This is a genomic window from Paenibacillus sp. alder61 (assembly GCF_020179875.1).
GTDB classification, from domain to species: Bacteria; Bacillota; Bacilli; order Paenibacillales; family Paenibacillaceae; genus Fontibacillus; species Fontibacillus faecis.
The window spans coordinates 71,926-92,289 of sequence record NZ_JAIUDG010000012.1 but is presented as its reverse complement, the minus strand read 5'-3'; the positions used below and the strand labels follow the sequence as shown (position 1 = coordinate 92,289).

At 53.8% G+C, this 20,364-nt stretch carries 17 protein-coding genes; all 17 read left to right on the top strand.

Annotation, left to right across the window (positions count from 1 at the left end):
* The first annotated feature begins 128 nt into the window (after positions 1–128).
* The 17 genes from LBW89_RS14235 (at position 129) to LBW89_RS14155 (ending at position 20,301) form a co-directional block, all read left to right on the top strand.
* The gene (locus LBW89_RS14235) at positions 129–4,451 is read left to right on the top strand and encodes a PolC-type DNA polymerase III (RefSeq protein WP_225039400.1); all 4,323 of its coding nucleotides are present in this window, start codon (positions 129–131) and stop codon (positions 4,449–4,451) included.
* A gap of 153 nt (positions 4,452–4,604) precedes the next feature.
* On the top strand, positions 4,605–5,066 hold the full coding sequence (gene rimP / locus LBW89_RS14230) for a ribosome maturation factor RimP (protein WP_148449801.1): 462 nt from the start codon (positions 4,605–4,607) through the stop codon (positions 5,064–5,066).
* Positions 5,067–5,117: 51 nt separating this feature from the next.
* Positions 5,118–6,215: a transcription termination factor NusA gene (nusA, locus tag LBW89_RS14225; protein WP_148449800.1), complete on the top strand. Its 1,098-nt coding sequence runs from the start codon at positions 5,118–5,120 to the stop codon at positions 6,213–6,215.
* A gap of 59 nt (positions 6,216–6,274) precedes the next feature.
* Entirely contained in the window at positions 6,275–6,589 is a 315-nt protein-coding gene (rnpM, locus tag LBW89_RS14220; RefSeq protein ID WP_213504803.1) for an RNase P modulator RnpM, read from the top strand.
* The gene (locus tag LBW89_RS14215; protein WP_148449798.1) at positions 6,582–6,905 is read left to right on the top strand and encodes a L7Ae/L30e/S12e/Gadd45 family ribosomal protein; all 324 of its coding nucleotides are present in this window, start codon (positions 6,582–6,584) and stop codon (positions 6,903–6,905) included. The genes rnpM and LBW89_RS14215 overlap by 8 nt, the downstream gene beginning before the upstream one ends.
* Positions 6,898–9,513, top strand: coding sequence for a translation initiation factor IF-2 (gene infB, locus LBW89_RS14210; RefSeq protein WP_225039399.1), 2,616 nt, complete (start codon positions 6,898–6,900; stop codon positions 9,511–9,513). The genes LBW89_RS14215 and infB overlap by 8 nt, the downstream gene beginning before the upstream one ends.
* Positions 9,514–9,528: 15 nt before the next feature.
* Positions 9,529–9,882, top strand: coding sequence for a 30S ribosome-binding factor RbfA (gene rbfA / locus LBW89_RS14205; RefSeq protein WP_148449796.1), 354 nt, complete (start codon positions 9,529–9,531; stop codon positions 9,880–9,882).
* 18 nt (positions 9,883–9,900) lie between these two features.
* Positions 9,901–10,878, top strand: coding sequence for a DHH family phosphoesterase (locus LBW89_RS14200; RefSeq protein WP_225039398.1), 978 nt, complete (start codon positions 9,901–9,903; stop codon positions 10,876–10,878).
* Entirely contained in the window at positions 10,875–11,792 is a 918-nt protein-coding gene (truB, locus tag LBW89_RS14195; protein WP_225039397.1) for a tRNA pseudouridine(55) synthase TruB, read from the top strand. Before LBW89_RS14200 ends, truB begins: the two co-directional genes overlap by 4 nt.
* A gap of 59 nt (positions 11,793–11,851) precedes the next feature.
* Positions 11,852–12,805, top strand: coding sequence for a bifunctional riboflavin kinase/FAD synthetase (locus LBW89_RS14190; protein ID WP_213504799.1), 954 nt, complete (start codon positions 11,852–11,854; stop codon positions 12,803–12,805).
* 165 nt (positions 12,806–12,970) lie between these two features.
* Positions 12,971–13,240, top strand: a complete 270-nt coding sequence (gene rpsO / locus LBW89_RS14185; RefSeq protein ID WP_076168040.1) for a 30S ribosomal protein S15 — start codon at positions 12,971–12,973, stop codon at positions 13,238–13,240.
* Positions 13,241–13,494: 254 nt separating this feature from the next.
* Positions 13,495–15,600, top strand: coding sequence for a polyribonucleotide nucleotidyltransferase (gene pnp, locus LBW89_RS14180; protein ID WP_225039396.1), 2,106 nt, complete (start codon positions 13,495–13,497; stop codon positions 15,598–15,600).
* Between the two features lie 174 nt (positions 15,601–15,774).
* Positions 15,775–16,761 (top strand): polysaccharide deacetylase family protein, encoded by a 987-nt coding sequence (locus LBW89_RS14175; RefSeq protein WP_225039395.1) that lies wholly within the window; start codon positions 15,775–15,777, stop codon positions 16,759–16,761.
* 114 nt (positions 16,762–16,875) lie between these two features.
* A complete protein-coding gene (locus tag LBW89_RS14170) occupies positions 16,876–18,129 on the top strand; it encodes a M16 family metallopeptidase (RefSeq protein WP_225039394.1) in 1,254 nt (417 codons plus the stop codon).
* Complete coding sequence (dut, locus tag LBW89_RS14165; protein WP_148449789.1) at positions 18,119–18,568, top strand: dUTP diphosphatase; 450 nt, start codon at positions 18,119–18,121, stop codon at positions 18,566–18,568. The genes LBW89_RS14170 and dut overlap by 11 nt, the downstream gene beginning before the upstream one ends.
* Before the next feature lie 243 nt (positions 18,569–18,811).
* Positions 18,812–19,711: a dipicolinate synthase subunit DpsA gene (gene dpsA, locus LBW89_RS14160; protein WP_225039451.1), complete on the top strand. Its 900-nt coding sequence runs from the start codon at positions 18,812–18,814 to the stop codon at positions 19,709–19,711.
* Positions 19,708–20,301: a dipicolinate synthase subunit B gene (locus LBW89_RS14155; RefSeq protein WP_148449788.1), complete on the top strand. Its 594-nt coding sequence runs from the start codon at positions 19,708–19,710 to the stop codon at positions 20,299–20,301. Before dpsA ends, LBW89_RS14155 begins: the two co-directional genes overlap by 4 nt.
* The last annotated feature ends 63 nt before the right edge of the window (positions 20,302–20,364 follow it).

Sequence of the window (20,364 nt, the reverse complement as noted above, 5' to 3'; positions counted from 1 at the left end):
CTTCCGGCAGGAAACTGCCGACGGGGAACGGGGGTTCCCCGCCGGCGATCGCCGGGGGCTTTGTTTGTTTGAAGGTATGTCGGGTAGACGTGTTTCTAGCGTCATATCAATGCGGGGGAGGGGAAAGCATGTCCGACGCAAATGCCGAGGGGAAAAGAACGAGGCTCGAGTTATTGATGAAGCAGGCGGAGGTCCCGGCTTCCGTGGTGGATCCTTATTTCCTCGACGGGGTTATCGACCGCGTCGAAGTCAGCCGGACGAATAAGGAGTGGAAGATCTCGCTTCGCAAATCGACCCTGGTTCCGGCGCAGATCTACCGGATGTTCTGCTTACGGATCAAGGAACGGATGGGCCACATCGCGGACATTTCTTTTTTGTTTCAGTATGAGAACGAAGTAGCCGGAGCGGCCATTGTGCAGGAATATTGGAAGCTGTTCATCGAATGGGTGCAGCGGGAGGTGCCGTCCGTTAACGGCTGGATGGCCCGGGCGAGCTATGAAGTGGACGGCGATCTGGTGACGGTTACCTTCAGCGATGCCACCTCTTTGGAACTGGCTCGCAAAAAAAACATCGATAAGGCGATTCCCGCCTTTTACGACACTTACTTCGGTTTGGCGCTCAGAGTGAAGCTGCTGTCCGGCGAGAGCAGCAGCGAAGCGTTTGAGGAGTTCCAGCAGCGGATCGTTGAGGAAGAGCGGGAAGTCATCAACAAATTGATGGAAAGCATCCCCGTGGAGGCGCCGCCTGAGGAGGTCGAAGGCGAGATCATCAAGCTGCAGGTCGGTTATGACATCAAGGAGCCGGCCGTACCGATTCAGGAGATCAAGGATGAAGAGAAGAAAATTACGATTCAGGGAACCATTTTCGGTCTGGACCGGAAGGAGCTGCGCAACGGGAACACCCTGTTTACGTTCTACTTGACGGATTTTACCGATTCCCTGCAAATGAAAATGTTCGCAAAGAACAAAGAGGACTTGAAGGTCATGGGGCAACTGGCCAACGGAAAGTGGGTCAAAGCCCGGGGCAAGGTGGAGTATGATCGGTTTATGCAGATTCCCGAGTTGGTAATGATCCCTTCCGATCTGTGCGAAATATCCGCCCCGCCATCCCGGAAGGATAACGCCGAGGAGAAACGCGTCGAATTCCATCTGCACACCACGATGAGTACGATGGACGCGGTGACCTCGATCGGCGACTACGTCAAAACGGCGGCAAAATGGGGACATAAAGCGATAGCCGTCACGGACCACGGAGGGGTTCAAAGTTACCCCGATGCGGCCAAGGCGGCCAAAAAGAACGGCATCAAAATGATTTACGGCGTGGAAGCGAATGTGGTGAACGATAACGTCGCGGTCGTCCTGAATCCGCGTCCGGTCGATCTGGAGACGGCGACCTTTATCGTCTTCGATATCGAGACCACCGGCCTTTCGGTAACGCAGAACAAGATCATCGAGGTGGCGGCGGTCAAGATGAAAGAGGGCAAGGAGATCGACCGCTACGCTACGTTCGTAAATCCGCACGAGCGAATTCCGTACAACATTCAGCAATTGACCAGCATCACGGACGAAATGGTACAGGATGCGCCCGATGTGGAGCCGGTTCTGAAGCGGTTCGTTGAGTTTGCGGGCGATGCGATACTGGTGGCCCACAACGCCCGGTTTGACGTGGACTTCGTCAATGCCAAGCTGAAGGAACTCGGTATGCCTATGCTGGAGAACCCGGTGCTCGATACGCTGGAACTGGCCCGGATGCTGTTTCCGACCTTAAAAAACCACCGGTTGAACACGCTCGCCGCCAAATATAAAGTTTCGCTGGAAAATCACCACCGCGCGATCGACGATACCGTGGCGCTCGGCGAGATTTTGAACGGACTGCTGGATGACGCGGCCAAAATCGAAGGCATTACCTCCCTTGAGCGCTTAAACGATAAGGTGGGCAAGGATTTGTCCAACGCCCGGCCGTTTCACTGCGGAATTTATGCGCTGAATATGGTCGGCAAGAAAAATCTGTTCAAGCTGATCTCGATGTCCCATACGGAATACTTCAAACGGGTTCCGTGCATCCCGAAATCCAAACTTTCGGAGATGAGGGAAGGGCTTCTGATCATTTCCGGTTGTGAGAAGGGCGAGTTTTTCGAGGCCGTACTTAACAAGTCGGTGGAGGAGGCCGAAGGCATCGCGGAGTTTTACGATGTCCTGGAGATCCAGCCGCTCACCATGTATATGCATCTGGTGGACAAGGGGCTTGTCGGCAGCGTTGAGGAAGTGAAGACCGCGATTCGCAAAGTCGTGGAAATCGGAGAGAGATTGGGCAAGCCGGTTGTGGCTACCGGGAATGTGCATTATTTGGAGCCGCGGGACAAGATTTACCGGGACATCACCATCCACGGCATTACGGGTTTCAGCCCGCTGAAGGATATCCGCAAGCCGGACGCTCATTTCCGGACCACGGACGAAATGCTGGAGGAGTTTGAATTTTTGGGCAAGGAGAAGGCTTTTGAAGTCGTGGTCAAAAATACTTCCGGCCTGGCCGATACCTTCGAGGAGCTGGAACTGTTCCCGGACAAGCTGTACACGCCGATCATCGAAGGGGCGGATGAAGAAATCCGCAACACCTGCTATTCGACGGCCCGGTCAATCTACGGGGAAGACCTGCCCGAGGTGGTCGTCAAGCGTCTGGAAAAAGAGCTGGAGCCGATCATCAAGTACGGCTTCTCGGCGAACTATTTGATCTCCGAGCGGTTGGTCAAGAAATCCAATCAGGACGGATATCTCGTAGGTTCGCGGGGCTCGGTAGGCTCCTCGGTCGTGGCGACCTTCCTGGGCATCTCGGAGGTTAATCCGCTTCCGGCCCATTATATTTGCCAGAACTCCCAATGCAAGTACAGCGAATGGTTCCTCGACGGCAGCGTGCCGAGCGGTTTTGACCTGCCGGACAAGGACTGCCCGAAATGCGGCCAGAAGCTGAAGGGCGAAGGCCAGGACATCCCCTTCGAAACGTTCCTCGGGTTTAAGGGCGATAAAGTTCCCGATATCGATCTTAACTTCTCCGGGGAATACCAGCCGCATGCCCATAACTACACGAAGGTCCTCTTTGGCGAAAAGAGCGTGTTTCGGGCCGGAACGATCGGTACTGTCGCCGAGAAGACGGCCTTCGGCTTCGCCAAGAAATACGAGGAGGAGCACCACAAGCATTGGCGCGGCGCCGAGTTGAACCGCTTGGCGGCGGGATGTACCGGGGTCAAACGCAGCACCGGCCAGCACCCCGGGGGGATCGTCGTCGTTCCCGATTATATCGAAGTGGAAGACATCACTCCGGTTCAATACCCGGCCGACGATACGGGCTCGGAGTGGATGACGACGCATTTCGACTACCATGCCTTCGATGCCAACCTGCTCAAGCTCGATATTCTCGGACACGATGATCCGACGATGATGCGGATGCTGCAGGATTTAACCGGCGTCGACCCGACGACGATTCCGATGAACGATCCGAAGGTCATGAGCATGTTTAACTCCACGGAAGCGCTCGGAGTGACTCCCGAGCAAATCCGTACGCCGGTAGCCACCTACGGGGTTCCTGAGATGGGGACGAAGTTCGTGCGCCAGATGTTGGTGGAATCCCAGCCTTCCAGTTTTGCCGACCTGCTGCAGATTTCCGGCCTTTCCCACGGTACCGGAGTATGGCTGGGAAACGCGCAGGAACTGATCAAAAACGGGACATGCAACATTAAAACCGTTATCGGCTGCCGGGACGACATCATGCTGTTTCTGATTTACAAAGCCGGGATGGACGCGGGGCTGGCCTTTAAAATTACGGAAAGCGTCCGGAAAGGGAAAGGCTTGACGCCCGAGTGGATCGAGGAGATGAAGAAATGCAAGGTGCCGCAGTGGTACATTGATTCTTGTCTGAAGATTCAATACATGTTCCCGAAGGCGCACGCCGCCGCTTATGTTATCTCGGCCGTTCGGACCGCCTATTTCAAGCTGTACCATCCAATCGAATATTACGCGACATACTTCTCGGTACGGGGTGAGGATTTCGATATCGAGCTGTTCTGCCAGGGATATGAGGCGATTTATCGAAAGATCGAAGAAATTGAGCAAAAAGGCTTCCAGGCTCTGCCGAAGGAGAAAAACATGCTGCCGATTCTGGAGATGGCGCTGGAGATGACGGCCCGCGGCTTCCGCTTCAAGAATATCGACCTTTACCGCTCCGACGCCACGAAGTTTATTGTGGACGGCGACTCCCTGATCCCGCCGTTTTCGGCGCTTGCCGGCATCGGCGAGAACGCGGCGAAGAACATCGCGGCGGCCAAAGAGCAAGGGGAGTTCCTCTCCATTGAGGATTTCCAGCAGAAATCCAAGGCGAGCAAAACGATCGTGGAGCTGCTCGGCTCGATGGGCTGCTTCCGCGGCTTGCCGGAAAGCAACCAGCTCTCCCTGTTCTAGGCTTGTCGTCAAGGCGTTTTACTTGTCACTCTTACCGGACTATGTTATAATTTTTTTGGTAATCATGAAGATAGAACCGTTGTTTAAAGAGTGGGGAAACCCACTCTTTACTCTTTGGTATACAGGAAAGAACCATATGGAGGTAATGTACGCTTGAGCACACCGAAGATCAAAGCGGCCGTGGAAGAGATGGTCAACCCTTTTTTGGAGGAACATGGCTTTGAACTGGTAGACATCGAGTATGTAAAGGAAGGAAGCAACTGGTTCCTGCGCGTATTCGTGGATAAAGACGGAGGCATCGATATCGACGATTGCGGCCGGATCAGCGAATATCTCAGCGAGAAGCTGGATCAGAACGATCCGATTCCGTCCGCCTATTTTCTTGAAGTTTCTTCTCCCGGTGCGGAGCGCCCGCTGAAGAAGGCGGAGGACGTGAAGAAAGCCGTCGGCAAGGATGTATTCGTTACTACATATGAACCGGTAAACGGCTTGAAAGAGTTTGAAGGACGGCTCCTTTCGTTTGAAAATGAGGAGTTGGTCATCGAAGTCGGCAAGAAGAGCCATGCCATTCCATACAGCAAAGTTGCCAGCGCCAGGTTGGCCATCATTTTTTAGCAGGCATTCAATTGCACTGCGGGAGACTATGAAAGGGGGAACACGAGGCAAATGAGTATGGATTTTATCGAGGCCTTGAATGAACTGGAAAGGGAAAAGGGGATCAGCAAAGACATTATATTTGAGGCGATCGAAGCCGCTTTGATCTCCAGTTATAAACGCAATTTCAACACCGCTCAGAACGTGCGCGTGGATATGAACCGCCATACCGGGGCGATCAAGGTGTTTGCCCGCAAGCTGGTGGTTGAGGAAGTGCTCGACCCGCGCACGGAAATTTCGTTGCCGGCCGCCCGGGAAATCAATCCGAACTTCCAGCTTGAGGATATCGCGGAGATTGAAGTGACGCCTCGGGACTTCGGGCGGATCGCCGCTCAAACCGCCAAACAGGTCGTGACGCAGCGGATTCGCGAAGCGGAGCGCGGCCTGATCTATAACGCTTTTGTCGAGAAGGAAGAGGATATCGTCACCGGGATCGTGCAGCGCCAGGATTTGCGGAATATCTTCGTGGATCTCGGGAAGGTGGAGGCGCATCTTCCTTTGAATGAGCTGATGCCCAACGAGAAATTCAAGCACGGCGACCGGATCAAGGCCTATATCACCAAAGTGGAGAATACGACGAAGGGTCCGCAAATTTTGTTGTCCCGTACTCATCCCGGTTTATTGAAGCGGCTCTTCGAGCTTGAAGTTCCGGAGATTTTCGACGGGGTCGTGGAGATTCGTTCCGTCGCCCGGGAAGCCGGCTTCCGCTCGAAAATTGCGGTGTATTCCCGCAACAGTGAAGTGGATCCGGTCGGCTCCTGTGTGGGACCTAAAGGTACGCGGGTTCAAACCATTGTGAATGAGCTCCGCGGGGAGAAGATCGATATCGTCAAGTACTCCGACAATGTGGAGGAATACGTGGCTAACGCGCTCAGCCCGTCCCGGGTCCTTGAGGTTCAAGTGTTTGAAGCCGAGAAGATGGCCCGCGTCATTGTGCCGGATTATCAGCTTTCACTGGCGATCGGGATCAAGGGACAAAACGCCCGTTTAGCCGCCAAGCTGACCGGTTGGAAAATCGATATCAAGAGCGAAACCCAGGCGGAAGAGGAATTCGGAAGAGAGAAGACCGATCAGGAAGAAATGCCTCAGGATTCCGTTTCCATTGATTAGGCCGTTTGAAATTTGGGTCTAACAAACCGACCTGTTAGTAAGGAACGGGGGTCTGTACGATGAAACCTAGAAAAATACCGCTGCGCAAATGCGTGGCTTGCCAGCAGATGATGCCCAAAAAAACGCTGATCCGCGTCGTTCGGTCGCCGGAGGGTGAAGTATCTATTGACCTGACCGGCAAAAAATCGGGCCGCGGCGCGTACCTTTGCGGTCAGGTCTCCTGCTTCAAGCTTGCTCACAAGAACCGCGCGCTCGACCGGGCGCTGAAAGCGCCGGTGGGGCCGGAGGTTTATGAACAATTGGCCCGGGATTTCCTGGCGGTGGAGGAGGAATTCATCGCCAGCCGGGACCATGGGGAGGATGGCGATGAGTAAGCTGCTTAATCAGCTGGGACTCGCCACCCGGGCCGGGAAGCTGGTAACCGGAGATGAACTGGTATTGAAAGCCATCCGTTCCTCCGAAGCCAAGCTCGTCATCGTTGCGGGCGATGCCTCCTCCAACACCCGGAAGAAATTCCGAGACAAGTGCGCAACGTACAAAGTCCCCCTGATGATAGGCTTTGACCGCGAACGGCTGGGAACCAGTGTTGGACGCCCGGAGCGGGTTGTACTTGCGCTCACCGATCAGGGGTTTGCCGATATGATTGCTAAAGAAATCGTGAAAACGTCGGAGGTGGAGTATATTGAGTAAACAAGATAACAAAGATAAACTCAGGGTGTATGAATACGCCAAATCACTGAATATGAGCAGTAAAGAAATCATTACCATTCTTAAACGGCTTAATATCCCGGTTAATAACCATATGAGCGTCATGGAGAACGATGCGGTTTCCCGGGTGGAGCAGTTCTTCAAGGATATTAAGAGCAATGCCGCTGCGAAGAGAGAAAATCCGGGACGCGCTGAAGCTGCAACCAAATCGCCGGCTCCGGCTTCCGCAGGAGGAAGCCAGACACCGAAACCATCCGCCGGGGACAAAACCGGTCAGCGTGGGGATCATGTCCGCATTTCCCAAGATCAAGCCCTTGGAACCAATAAAAATCAACAAGAAAAGCAGGTAAGCATGAATAATAAAACAAATTCCAATCACACGTCTGCCTCAGGCAGCGCACAAGCCACGCAGGAAAGAACGAATCGTCCGTCAGGCAATCAGCAAGGACAAGGGGGACGTCCGCAGCAAGGCAACGGCTCGTCCCAAAACCGTAATGCACAGCAAAATCGCGGTCAAAACCAAGGAGGCGGAGCGCGCAACGATTCCTCCCGTCCGGGAAATGGAACCGCCGGAAACCGCGGCCCTCAGCAAAACCGACCTACCGGTACCGGAGGTAACGGAGCGGGGAACGCCAACCGCAGTCAAGGCGGCCAAAGCGGCCAGAACCAAGGTTACCGTAAAGGAAATGGCGGCGGCTCCAACAACAATAACAGATCCGGAAGAAACTTTGACGATAACCGTCAAGGCGGATATAAGAACAACCGCGGCGGAAAAGGCGGCCGCGGCGGAAGAAACAACTATAATCAACAGCCGCCGCGCGAGAAGATCGACAACACGCCGAAGAAAATTATCGTCCGCGGCACAATGACGGTGGGCGAAACAGCCAAGCTGCTCCACAAGGATGCATCCGAGGTGATCAAGAAGCTCATTTCTTTGGGCGTAATGGCAACGATCAACCAGGAGCTTGACATCGACACCATTCTGCTTCTGGCCGGCGATTTCGGCGTTGAAGTGGAAGTCAAGATTCCGGTCGAGGATGATCGATTCGAAACGATCGAAGAAGTGGACGACGAAGCCGATTTGCTGGAACGTCCTCCGGTCGTTACGATTATGGGTCACGTTGACCATGGTAAAACGACGCTCCTCGATGCGATTCGTTCGACGAATGTATCCGGCGGAGAAGCCGGCGGGATTACCCAACATATCGGAGCTTATCAAGTTGAAATTAACAACAAGAAAATCACGTTCCTCGATACGCCGGGTCACGAAGCCTTTACGGCCATGCGTGCCCGCGGAGCCCAATTGACCGATATTACCATCATCGTAGTGGCGGCAGATGACGGCGTCATGCCGCAAACGGTGGAGGCGGTCAACCACGCTAAGGCGGCAGGGCTGCCGATTATCGTGGCCGTTAACAAAATCGACAAGCCGGACGCCAATCCGGATAAAGTGAAGCAGGAATTGACCGAATACGGCTTGGTTCCGGAGGAATGGGGCGGAGACACGATCTTCGTCAACGTATCCGCCAAGCAAAAAATGGGTCTGGAAGACCTGCTTGAGATGATTCTGCTCGTGGCCGAGGTTAACGAGTATAAAGCGAACCCGGACAAACGCGCCCGCGGCGCGGTTATCGAGGCCGAGCTGGATAAGAACCGCGGTCCGGTCGCCCGTATTCTGGTACAGCACGGTACGCTCAAAGTCGGCGATGCTTTCGTGGCCGGCAACTGCTTCGGCCGTGTCCGCGCGATGGTGAACGACAAGGGACGCCGCTTGAAAGAAGCCGGACCGTCCACGCCGGTGGAAATTACGGGGTTAACGGAAGTGCCGAAGGCGGGCGATCCGTTCATGGTGTTTGAGGATGAACGCAAAGCGCGTTCCATCGCCGAGAAACGGGCCATTACGCAGCGGCAGTCCGATCTGGGAGCCAATACGCGCGTAACGCTGGACGATCTGTTCCGCCATATCAAAGAAGGGGAAATCAAAGACCTCAACGTCATTATCAAGGCGGACGTTCAAGGGTCGGTCGAAGCCCTCAAAGGCTCATTGGAGAAGATCGAAGTGGAAGGCGTTCGCGTCAAGATTATTCACAGCGGCGCGGGGGCGATCACGGAATCCGATATTATTTTGGCGGCGGCTTCAAATGCGATCGTTATCGGCTTTAACGTTCGTCCGGACAGCCAGACCAAGGCGACGGCCGAGCAGGAGAAGGTCGACATCCGACTGCACCGCGTAATTTACAACGCGATCGAAGAGATCGAACAGGCGATGAAAGGGATGCTCGATCCGGTTTACAAAGAGACCGTCATCGGTCATGCCGAAGTTCGCAATACGTTTAAAATCAGCAAAGTCGGCACCATCGCGGGCTGTATGGTTACCTCGGGCAAGATTTCACGCTCGGCGGAAGCTCGCCTGATCCGCGACGGTATCGTCGTTTTCGAAGGCAAAATAGACTCGCTTAAACGGTTTAAGGATGATGCGAAGGAAGTTGCGCAGGGCTATGAATGCGGGATTACCCTTGACAATTACAATGACCTCAAAGAGGGCGACGTAATCGAAGCGTTCATCATGGAAACCGTCGAACCGAAATAAGGTGAGGTGTCACAGATGGCAAAAAATCGTACCGGCCGCGTAGGCGAACAAATCAAGAAGGAACTTAGCGTGCTGATCCAGAATGAGGTGAAAGACCCTCGCATCGGATTTGTCACCGTGACCGGAGTCGATGTGACAAGTGATCTGTCGCAGGCGAAAGTGTATTTGAGCGTGTTCGGGGATGAGGAAGCGAAGAGCGCTTCCTTAAAAGGCCTCGAGAAAGCGGGAGGCTTCTTGCGGACCGAACTCGGCAAACGGATACGGCTGCGGCATACACCGGAATTGATCTTCAAAATTGACGAGTCGATTGCTTACGGCAGTCGAATCGAGAAGCTTCTTGGCGATATTTCGCATGAAGAGGAAAATTAGAATTTAAAGGAGACGGCAATGCAGACCAATGAACGGGAGTTCCGGCAGGCCCAGCGGTTTTTGACGGAGCATGACAATTTCCTGGTAGTGGCGCATGTACAGCCGGACGGAGACGCAGTCAGTTCTACCCTTGCGGTGGGCTGGCTTCTCTCATGTCTGGGTAAAAAATACGTTATGATGAACGAAGGGCCGATCCCGAAGCGGATGGAGTATTTGTGGGAAGCGGACAAGATCGTCAATCTTTCGGCAGCTCCTTTGGAGGCGGCTTACAGCCATATCATCTGCGTGGACTGCGCCGATTTCAGACGTACCGGCAAGAGCAGCCATTATTTTGCCGAAAATGCCGAGATCCTGAATATCGATCACCATCCGACGAACGACGGCTACGGGACTTGCAACCTCATTGTTCCGCATGCGGCGGCGACGGTTGAAATATTGTTTGATTTGATCGCTTTTATGGGTATGAGCTTGGACAAAGATGCGGCCACCTTGATATATACCGGTTTGTTAACCGATACCGGAGGTTTCCGGTATTCCAATACCACGCCGAAGGTTATGGCGACAGCCTCCAAACTGCTGGAATATGGCGTGGACGGTCCGGGCTTGTCCGAACTGCTGCTGGAGCAGATGACGCTGCCGCAGCTTCGGTTATTGACCCGTGCGCTAAACGGACTGCAAATCAGCGAGGACGGGAAGATCAGCTGGGTTTCCGTCAATGACGAGGATTTGCGGGTCACCGGGGCGATTCATGAAGATCTGGAAGGCATCGTCAACTATCCGCGGAATATCCAAGGGGTGGAGGTTGGCCTGTTGTTTAAGGTCATCAGCGAAAATGCGGTCAAGGTCAGTATGCGTTCGGCCGGCAAAGTCGATGTGGCCCGGGTCGCACAAAGCTTTGGCGGCGGCGGCCATGTCCGCGCGGCGGGGGCACGGATCGAAGGGACGCTGGAGGAGATCGTGCCTCAGGTGTTGGATCGGGTGAAGCTGCAGCTATGAACGGATATGAAGGAATTTTACCGATTTGGAAGCCCGCGGGTTTTACCTCACATGATGTCGTGGCGAAATGCCGGGGGATTCTGAAGATGAAACGAATCGGACATACCGGTACGCTGGACCCGGCGGTTACCGGTGTCCTTCCGTTATGTCTTGGCAGGGCGACGCGGATGGTGGAATATTTGCAGGAGCTGCCCAAAGAATACGAGGCTACGCTCGTACTCGGGCTGGCAACGGATACCGAGGATATGACGGGTACCGTGGTGGAGCGGTCGGATGGGGTTCAAGTGACCGAAGCTGAGATCTTAACGGTGTTTGAACGCTTCGTAGGGCAGATCTCGCAAATACCGCCGATGTACTCGGCCCTGAAGCAGGACGGCAAGCGTCTTTATGAACTCGCCCGGGAAGGCAAAGTGGTGGAGCGGCAGCCCCGCCAGGTCACGATCCATGAACTGGAGCTGCTGCGGTTCGAGGCCGATCCCGCACATCCGAGAATCTCTTTCCGCACCTTGTGTTCCAAAGGAACCTATATCCGCACGCTTTGCGTCGATATCGGCCGCGCCTTGGGGGTGCCGGCGGTGATGGGAGAACTGAAACGAACGATGTCCGCCGGAATCCGGGAGGACCGGTGTTTAACCCTGGAGCAGCTGGCGGACCGCGTGCGGGAAGGCGAACTGCAGTCCCGCCTTATCGCGGTGGATGAAGCGGTAAGCCATCTGCCGGCAAGCACGGTGGCGGAAGAGAAAGTAAAGGCGGCTCTGCAAGGGCAGCGCTTATCCCGTGCGGTGGTTCAGCCGACGGCGGAGCCGGGCGAAATAATCCGCTTGTACAGCCCTGAGCGGAAATTCCTCGGGATTTACCGCTCGGAGGAAGAAACGGGCGCAATTGCTCCCGTGAAGGTGTTTCCGCCCGAATAACCGGGCAAGCAAAGCGCTTTTGCTAAGCGCGAATCCGAGTGAAATAGCAGGTGAGACGAGTGGAAACAATAAACCTAACTTATCCTTTGACGGATGAAATCATCAGCGAGGTGGCCAAACCGCAGATTCTGGCGATCGGCCAGTTTGACGGGCTCCATCTCGGCCATGCGAGCGTCATTGAATCGGCGGTACGCCTAGCCGGACAAACGGGACTCCCGTCGGCGGTGATGACATTTCACCCGCATCCGAAAGAAGTTATGAAGAAGGGCGATTATGAGGGATATCTGACCCCTCCGGAGGAAAAAGAACGCATTCTCCGCGGGATGGGCGTGGACTATCTGTATATCGTCGAATTTAACGATGCCTTTTCGCGGGTAAGTCCGCAGAACTTTGTCTGCGGGATGCTGGTTCCGCTGCGGATTCACACCGCCGTTGTCGGGTTTGATTTCCGCTTTGGCTACCGCGGCGAAGGACATGCCGGGATGCTTCGGGAACTCAGCGAGAATACGATGGACGTCCTTACGGTTCCGCCTTATTTGATCGACGGCGAGAAGGTGAGCAGTTCGGGGATCCGCAAAGCGCTCCAAGAAGGCGACATTCAACTGGCAAACCGGTGGCTGGGGCGACCTTATTCGGTCAAGGGCATGGTCATGCACGGGGAGAAGCGCGGACGCCAATTGGGTTTTCCAACGGCTAATCTGCAGCCCGGTGAGCATTACGTCCTGCCGATCAAAGGGGTTTTCGCCGTTCGCGTCGACTGTGAAGGGAACACGCTGGAAGGCGTGATGAATGTCGGCGTGAAACCGACGTTCCACGATCAGGCGACCCGTCCGAATCTGGAGGTCCACCTATTCGATTTTGACGGTAATTTGTATGACAAATCGCTTCGGGTCGAATTGATCGATTTTATTCGGGAAGAGCGGAAGTTTGGCGGCATTGACGAATTGATCGCTCAGATTGCGAAGGATGCGGAAACCGCAAAGCAACGATTGAAGTCGGCGGTCGCGGAATAATCGGAAATAAGACGCGGCATTTACTTTTATATATTAATCATGTTATACTTGTTTAGGTTGTTTATGTGGGCTTTTATGACATAGACAAGATAACCTTGGCTTGGTTGACGGTCTCACCGTCCGACTACTAGGCTAACGGCGATTAGAAAAAAGGAGGTGAACAGGATGGCATTAACTCAAGAGCGCAAGCAACAACTGATTGAAGAGCACAAAACTCATGAATCCGATACAGGATCCCCAGAGGTGCAAATTGCTATCCTTACGGAGAACATCGTGAATTTGACGGACCACTTGCGTACACACAAGAAGGACCATCATTCCCGTCGCGGTCTTCTGAAGATGGTAGGTCAACGCCGTAAGCTGTTGGCATACTTGAAGAACAAGGACGTAAAGCGCTACTCCGCTTTGATCGAGAAGCTCGGATTGCGTCGCTAATTTGCCTTTGTTTAACCGAAGCAGCCTGGTCGCCGCCGGCTCCGCTGATGAAGCGGACGGCGCGCTTCTTGGTTGCTTTTTGCAAAGTAAATACATGTATGCCCACCAAGCTCCGTCAGGAGCTTTTGTTGTGAGTTGGACAAGTTCCGTGAACCCGGCTTTCGCTAATGATCCTTCTTTCGTTTATGAATCGGGCAAAAGCAGGAAATAATGAGACTTGTACCGAACTTTTATTTGTGATAAGGAGGGATTTCATGGAAAAACATGTAAAAATGCAGTTGGGAGGAAGACCTCTTATACTGGAAACCGGACGTTTGGCCAAACAGGCCAATGCCGCTGTGATGGTTAGGTACGGAGAGACTGCGGTTTTATGTACGGTAACGGCTTCCGCGGAACCGAAGGACCTCGACTTTTTCCCGCTGACCGTGAATTACGAGGAAAAGTTGTATGCGGTGGGTAAAATCCCCGGTGGCTTTATTAAACGCGAAGGACGCCCGAGCGAAAAAGCGATCCTGGCGAGCCGGTTGACGGACCGTCCGATTCGGCCGTTGTTTCCGGAAGGGTTCCGCAATGACGTACAAATTGTAAATTTGGTCATGAGCGTGGATCAGGATTGCGAGCCGGAAATTGCCGCCATGATCGGTACTTCCGCCGCGCTGAGCATCTCGGACGTTCCTTTTAACGGACCGATCGGCGGGGTGGCTGTGGGCCGCGTCAACGGTGAGTTCGTAATCAATCCGGACATCGCCCAACAGGAAGCGAGCGACATTTACGTGGTCGTTGCCGGAACGAAGGACGCCATTATGATGGTGGAAGCCGAAGCCAACGAGGTTCCGGAAGATGTGATGCTGGAAGCCATCATGTTCGGTCACGATGAAATCAAGAAGATCGTTGCCGTGATTGAAGAACTCGTGGCGGTTGCCGGTAAAGAAAAGATGGAAGTGAAGCTCCACAAGGTAAATGAGGATGTGGACCGGGAGGTTCGCGCTTATGCCGCGGACCGTCTGATCGAAGCGGTGAAAATCGTCGAGAAGCACGCGCGTCAAGACGCGATCGACGCGATCAACGACGAAACGGTAGCTTATTTTGAGGAGAAGTACATAGAGTCTCCGGATCTGCTTGGCGACGTAAAAGAAGTGCTTCATGATATCGTCAAGGAAGAAGTGCGCCGTCTGATCACCCATGACAAAGTTCGTCCCGACGGCCGGAAACTCGATGAGATTCGTCCGATAGAGTGCGACATCAGCTTGCTGCCGCGGACGCATGGTTCCGGTTTGTTTACGCGGGGACAAACCCAAGCGCTTAGCGTATGTACGCTCGGTGCGCTGGGCGATGTGCAAATCCTGGACGGAATCGACTTGGAAGAGTCGAAACGCTTTATGCATCACTATAATTTCCCGCCGTTCAGCGTAGGGGAAGCCCGTCCGCTGCGCGCGCCGGGACGGCGTGAAATCGGACACGGGGCGCTTGGCGAAAGAGCGCTTTCGAAAGTGATTCCGCCGGAATCGGAATTTCCTTACACGATCCGTCTTGTTTCGGAAGTGCTGGAATCGAACGGTTCCACATCCCAGGCGAGCATCTGCGCCAGTACGCTGGCCATGATGGACGCGGGGGTACCGATTAAAGCACCGGTGGCCGGCGTGGCGATGGGGCTGATCAAAGACGGCGAACAGGTCTCGATCTTGACGGACATCCAGGGGATGGAAGACCATCTTGGAGATATGGACTTTAAAGTGGCCGGAACGGCGGACGGTGTAACGGCGATCCAAATGGACATCAAGATCGACGGAATCGACCGGCAGATTCTGACCGATGCGTTGGCTCAGGCGAAGGAAGGACGCATGTTTATCCTTTCGAAGATGCTGGAACGTATCCAGAAGCCGAAAGAACAGTTGTCTCCGTATGCGCCTAAGATTACGATCATGAACATCAATCCGGACAAAATCCGGGATGTCATCGGGGCAGGCGGCAAGATCATCAACAAGATCATTGAGGAAACCGGCGTAAAAATCGATATTGAACAAGACGGCCGCGTATTTATCGCCTCGGCGAACGAGGAAATGAACAACAAAGCGCGTTCGATTATCGAGGGCATCGTCAAAGAAGTCGTCGTCGGCGAAATTTATGTGGGTACGGTGAAGCGGATCGAGAAATTCGGGGCTTTTGTGGAAATTTTGCCGGGCAAAGACGGCCTGGTGCATATTTCGCAGCTTTCGACGGAACGCGTTGCCAAGGTAGAGGATGTAGTCGCGATCGGCGATACCGTTACGGTAAAAGTGACCGAGATCGACCAACAGGGACGGATTAATCTTTCCCGTAAAGCGGTGCTGACCGCCGAAACGGAAAAATCGACTTCCTGATCACACCTATAGAACCGTACGGGAAAAGAGACAGAATGCGTTATTCTGGCTCTTTTTTTACATAACGCTTTTAAGCCCCATCCCGATTTTTCATGCGAGTCGCTGGAAGAACGACATATTTTCAGGCTTGTTCTCATAAAATGGGGACAAAACCCTTGAAGGGATGAGCCTGTGATGAATCGGAAAAAATTCGCGGTGGTCGGAATTTGCGCGGCATTGGTCTTAACGCTGGGAGAACTTACCGGAATTCGTTCCTTCGTTGATCAAGTGCTGCGCCCGAATGTGGAGCGGGATGCTTTCGGATGGCTGTCGGGCAGCCAGGGGGAAGAAGCATTGCTCGGACGGATCCGCCGCGAAGCGGAAGGTTTGCGAAGGGAGCCGATCGACGCCGTGGTGGATCGCGTTTGGAAGGCCATCCCCGGGTATAACGGCCGCGAAGTGGATATCGAGAGTACGTTTCAGAAAGCGAGATTAAAGCCCGAAGGCGCGGAAATCGAGTACCTGTACAAGGAAATCAAGCCGAAGGTGAATCTGGAGGATTTGGGGCCCCATCCCATCTACAAAGGAAACCCGAACAAGCCGATGGCGGCCTTTATGATCAATGTGGCCTGGGGGAACGAATATATTCCGCCCATGTTGGACACTTTGGATCGACATCGCGTAAAAGCCACATTTTTCTTTGATGGCAGTTGGCTGAAAAAAAATCCCGAGATCGCCAAAGAGATTCAAAAGAGAGGGCATCAACTTGAGAATCACGCCTATTCCCACCCCAATATGAGCCAGTTAAGCGACAGTCTTGCTCGGCTTGAAATATCGAAGACCAAAGAGGCGCTGAAGGAGACGCTTGGCGTGGAAAACCGGTGGTTTGCTCCCCCTTCCGGAGATTTCAACCAGAGGACGGTGGATCTGGCGGCTGAACAAGGCCTGAAAACGGTACTGTGGACGGTCGACACGATCGATTGGAAAAAACCGCCGGCATCCGAGATCGTGCGCCGGATCTCGGAGAAGGTGGGTCCCGGCTCGCTGATTCTAATGCATCCGACAGCTTCGTCGCGGGATGCGCTGGAAGGCATGATTCAGGTGGTTCGCGGCAAGGGCCTGCGATTGGGCACGGTGGAACAAACGCTGTCATCGGACCGGGTGGAACTTCCTCAAAGTTGAGCAATGCGTTTTTTTTTGATAGGATATTGTTGCATTTAAAGCTTATACTTAGATAAGCAGAATTTTGTTTTACGCGAGCGAGAGAGTCCGTAAAACGTTTAGGAGGGCCAGTACGTGAATAAAACGCAGTTGAAAAACGGCCTTCGGGTGGTTATGGAAAAAATCCCGACCTGCCGCTCGGTCTCGTTCGGCATTTGGGTGAAGAGCGGATCGCGGAACGAAACGTCCGAAATGGGGGGCATTTCGCATTTTATCGAGCACATGCTGTTCAAGGGGACGGAACGTTACAGCGCCAAGGATATCGCGGAACAATTCGATGCGATCGGCGGCAACGTGAACGCCTTTACATCCAAAGAATACACGTGTTATTACGCCAAAGTGCTGGACGAACATCTGCCGATCGCGGTGGATGTATTGGCCGATATGTTTTTTCGTTCGCTCTTTGACGAGGAAGAATTGCGTAAAGAAAAGAACGTGATTGTCGAAGAAATTTCGATGTATGAGGATACCCCGGACGATATGGTTCATGATCTGCTCGCCGAAGCGGCGTACGGCAGCCATCCGCTTGCGCTGCCGATCTTGGGGACGGAAGAGAAGCTGCGTCAGATGGAACCCGGCCATCTTCGGGCGTATATGAAAGAGAAATACACCATCGAGAATACCGTCATTGCGGTTGCCGGCAATATCGATGACGGCATCATCGACCTGCTCGAACGCTATTTTGGCGATTTCGACAATCGGGGGCAGAGCGATACGCTGGTGAAGCCCGACTTTTTGGGCGAACTGAAGTTTTACCGGAAAAAGACGGAGCAAAACCACATCTGCCTTTCGTTCCCGGGCTTGCCGATCGGGGACCGCAATCAATATGCCATGGTGCTGTTGAACAATGCGCTCGGAGGAGGCATGAGCTCCCGGCTGTTCCAGGAAATCCGCGAAAAGCGGGGGCTGGCTTATTCGGTCTATTCCTACCACAGCTCCCATGCGGATAGCGGGCTTTTTACGGTTTATGCCGGTACGGCGCCGAAGCAAACCAGGGAAGTGCTCGACTTGACCAAGGAAATTTTACATGACGTGGCCAAGCACGGTTTGACCGAAAGCGAGCTGCGCAAAGGCAAGGAGCAATTGAAGGGAAGCTTGATCTTGAGCCTGGAGAGCACGGGGAGCCGGATGAACCGTCTGGGTAAAAATGAACTGATGCTCGGGCGGCATTACACCCTTGATGAAATGATCGACCGGATCGAAGCCGTTTCGATGGAAGATGTCAATGAAGTCATCAAAACCATGTTTGCGCATCCTTACGCGCTTGCCATGGTGGGGGCTTCCGACCGCGTCCTGTCGGATATAAGGAGAGATGAACTTGTTATATGACGTACAATTGAACGTAATCCCGGGAAACGAGGATATCGAGCTGCCGCGTAAAATGTCGGAGCTCGCCTCCGGTTTTGATCTTTACGCCGCCGTAACGGAGGAGGTCGTGCTGCAACCCGGTCAGCGCACGCTAGTGCCGACCGGGATCGCCATCGCGATGCCGGGCGGGTTGGAAGCGCAAATCCGCCCGAGAAGCGGCCTGGCTTACAAGCATGGGATCACTTGCTTGAACACGCCGGGAACGATCGACGCCGATTACCGCGGGGAGATTAAGGTTCTGTTGATCAACTTGGGGGAAGAGCCGTTTGCGATCAAGCGGAACGAACGGATTGCGCAAATGGTGTTTCAAATCGTGCCGGAAGTCAACCTGATCCGCGTGGACGCGCTTTCGGAAACCGTTCGCGGAGCGGGCGGCTTTGGACATACCGGAACCCGTTAAACCGCATTTGAAGAAGACCTCGCTTTAATGCGAGGTCTTTTTGTTATTAGTTATGATTTCGCGAAGTTTGTCCAACTGGGCGTCGCGGCCAGTGGCGATATCGTTCCCCTCATCCCGAAACCTCCTCTTTTTACAAATCATACCATGGACAGACAATGAAAAATTACACAGACGTTTCACCACCCGCCCTTCTTCTGCATAGGATGGTCTATACTGTATTGCCTGGAAGGAGTGCCGATCTTGATGCTGACCGGTCTAACAATCGTCTTTCTGGGCGGTGATGCCCGCCAGGTGGAAGTGATTCATAAGTGCTTGGAACTGGATGCGTCGGTCCGGGTCGTCGGTTTTGATAAGCTGGAGCAACCGCCCGAGGGCGTGACGAATGAGAATTTAACCCCCGATCTGCTCAAGGAAGCGGATGTTGTGGTTCTGCCGGTGGTGGGCTGCAACGACCAGGGTGTCATCGGCGCGCCGTTTTCGAGTAAAGAGCTGGTACTGGAAAAAGAGCTGTTCTCCGTACTGCGTCCGGGAATACCGGTGTACACGGGAATGGCCAAAGCTTATTTAAAACAAATCGGAGCCGAGTGCGGCTTTCGGATCATCGAGCTTTTGGAGCGGGACGATGTGGCCATTTACAATTCCATTCCCACCGCCGAGGGCGCGGTGATGATGGCGATTCAACATACGGACACGACGATTCACGGTTCAAATTGCGTTGTGCTGGGGATGGGACGGACGGGGTTTACTTTAGCAAGGACTCTTCAGGGGTTGGGAGCGAACGTGAAGGTGGGCCTGCGCCGGAAAGCCGACGCAGCGAGGGCGGTTCAAATGGGCTGGAAGCCTTTCGTAGCAACGGATTTGACCGCTTACACCAGCGAAATCGACTTGATTTTTAATACGATACCGACTATGATAGTCACAGCGCAAATGATCTCTAAATTGCCTCGGCATACCGTGATCATTGACCTTGCCTCGGCTCCCGGCGGAACGGATTTCCGTTTTGCCGAGAAGCGCGGGATTAAAGCGCTGCTTGCTCCCGGTCTGCCCGGAATCGTCGCTCCCAAGACGGCTGGTATCATCATGGCGAATGCGCTAAGTCAGTCGATTCTGGAAGAGTTTCAATTACGGGGGGATGAAGGATGAACTGGCAAGGGATAACTGTAGGCTATGCCGTGACGGGATCGCATTGCACTTTGGAAGAGGTTATGCCGCAAGTACAGCGCTTCGTGGACGGCGGAGCCAATGTGGTACCGATTATTTCACAATCCGTGAAGATGACCGACACCCGTTTTGGCCAGGCTGAAGACTGGCAGAAACAGTTGAAAGATATAACAGGGAATGATATCATTTCATCAATTGTTGACGCCGAACCTTTGGGGCCGAAGAAACTGCTGGATGTGCTGGCCATCGCTCCCTGCACCGGAACGACAACCAGTAAGCTGGCCAATGCCGTGACCGACAGTCCGGTACTGATGGCCGCGAAGGCGACGCTCCGCAATGGACGTCCGGTCGTATTGGCCGTGTCGACGAATGACGGTTTGGGATTTAATATGGCGAATATCGCCAAATTGATCGTGGCCAAGAACATTTATTTCGTACCGTTCGGACAGGACAATCCGGTCAACAAACCGAATTCGCTGGTGGCCCGAATGGAGTTGGTTCCGGAGACCTGCTACGCCGCGCTTGAAGGAAAGCAGTTGCAACCGGTCATTATCGAGCGTTTCCGGGATTAGGCAATCATCATACCAAGAGATTTATTTCATTTACTATAAATCGTTATGTTAGAGAAGGGGAGA

Bases quoted from the DNA above. Each gene is read 5' to 3' on its own strand.
- pnp (WP_225039396.1), top strand. From the start codon at position 13,495: ATGGAAAAACATGTAAAAATGCAGTTGGGAGGAAGACCTCTTATACTG.
- dpsA (WP_225039451.1), top strand. From the start codon at position 18,812: ATGCTGACCGGTCTAACAATCGTCTTTCTGGGCGGTGATGCCCGCCAG.
- LBW89_RS14200 (WP_225039398.1), top strand. From the start codon at position 9,901: ATGCAGACCAATGAACGGGAGTTCCGGCAGGCCCAGCGGTTTTTGACG.
- rnpM (WP_213504803.1), top strand. From the start codon at position 6,275: ATGAAACCTAGAAAAATACCGCTGCGCAAATGCGTGGCTTGCCAGCAG.
- LBW89_RS14175 (WP_225039395.1), top strand. From the start codon at position 15,775: ATGAATCGGAAAAAATTCGCGGTGGTCGGAATTTGCGCGGCATTGGTC.
- rbfA (WP_148449796.1), top strand. From the start codon at position 9,529: ATGGCAAAAAATCGTACCGGCCGCGTAGGCGAACAAATCAAGAAGGAA.
- truB (WP_225039397.1), top strand. From the start codon at position 10,875: ATGAACGGATATGAAGGAATTTTACCGATTTGGAAGCCCGCGGGTTTT.
- LBW89_RS14215 (WP_148449798.1), top strand. From the start codon at position 6,582: ATGAGTAAGCTGCTTAATCAGCTGGGACTCGCCACCCGGGCCGGGAAG.
- nusA (WP_148449800.1), top strand. From the start codon at position 5,118: ATGAGTATGGATTTTATCGAGGCCTTGAATGAACTGGAAAGGGAAAAG.
- LBW89_RS14155 (WP_148449788.1), top strand. From the start codon at position 19,708: ATGAACTGGCAAGGGATAACTGTAGGCTATGCCGTGACGGGATCGCAT.
- LBW89_RS14235 (WP_225039400.1), top strand. From the start codon at position 129: ATGTCCGACGCAAATGCCGAGGGGAAAAGAACGAGGCTCGAGTTATTG.
- rpsO (WP_076168040.1), top strand. From the start codon at position 12,971: ATGGCATTAACTCAAGAGCGCAAGCAACAACTGATTGAAGAGCACAAA.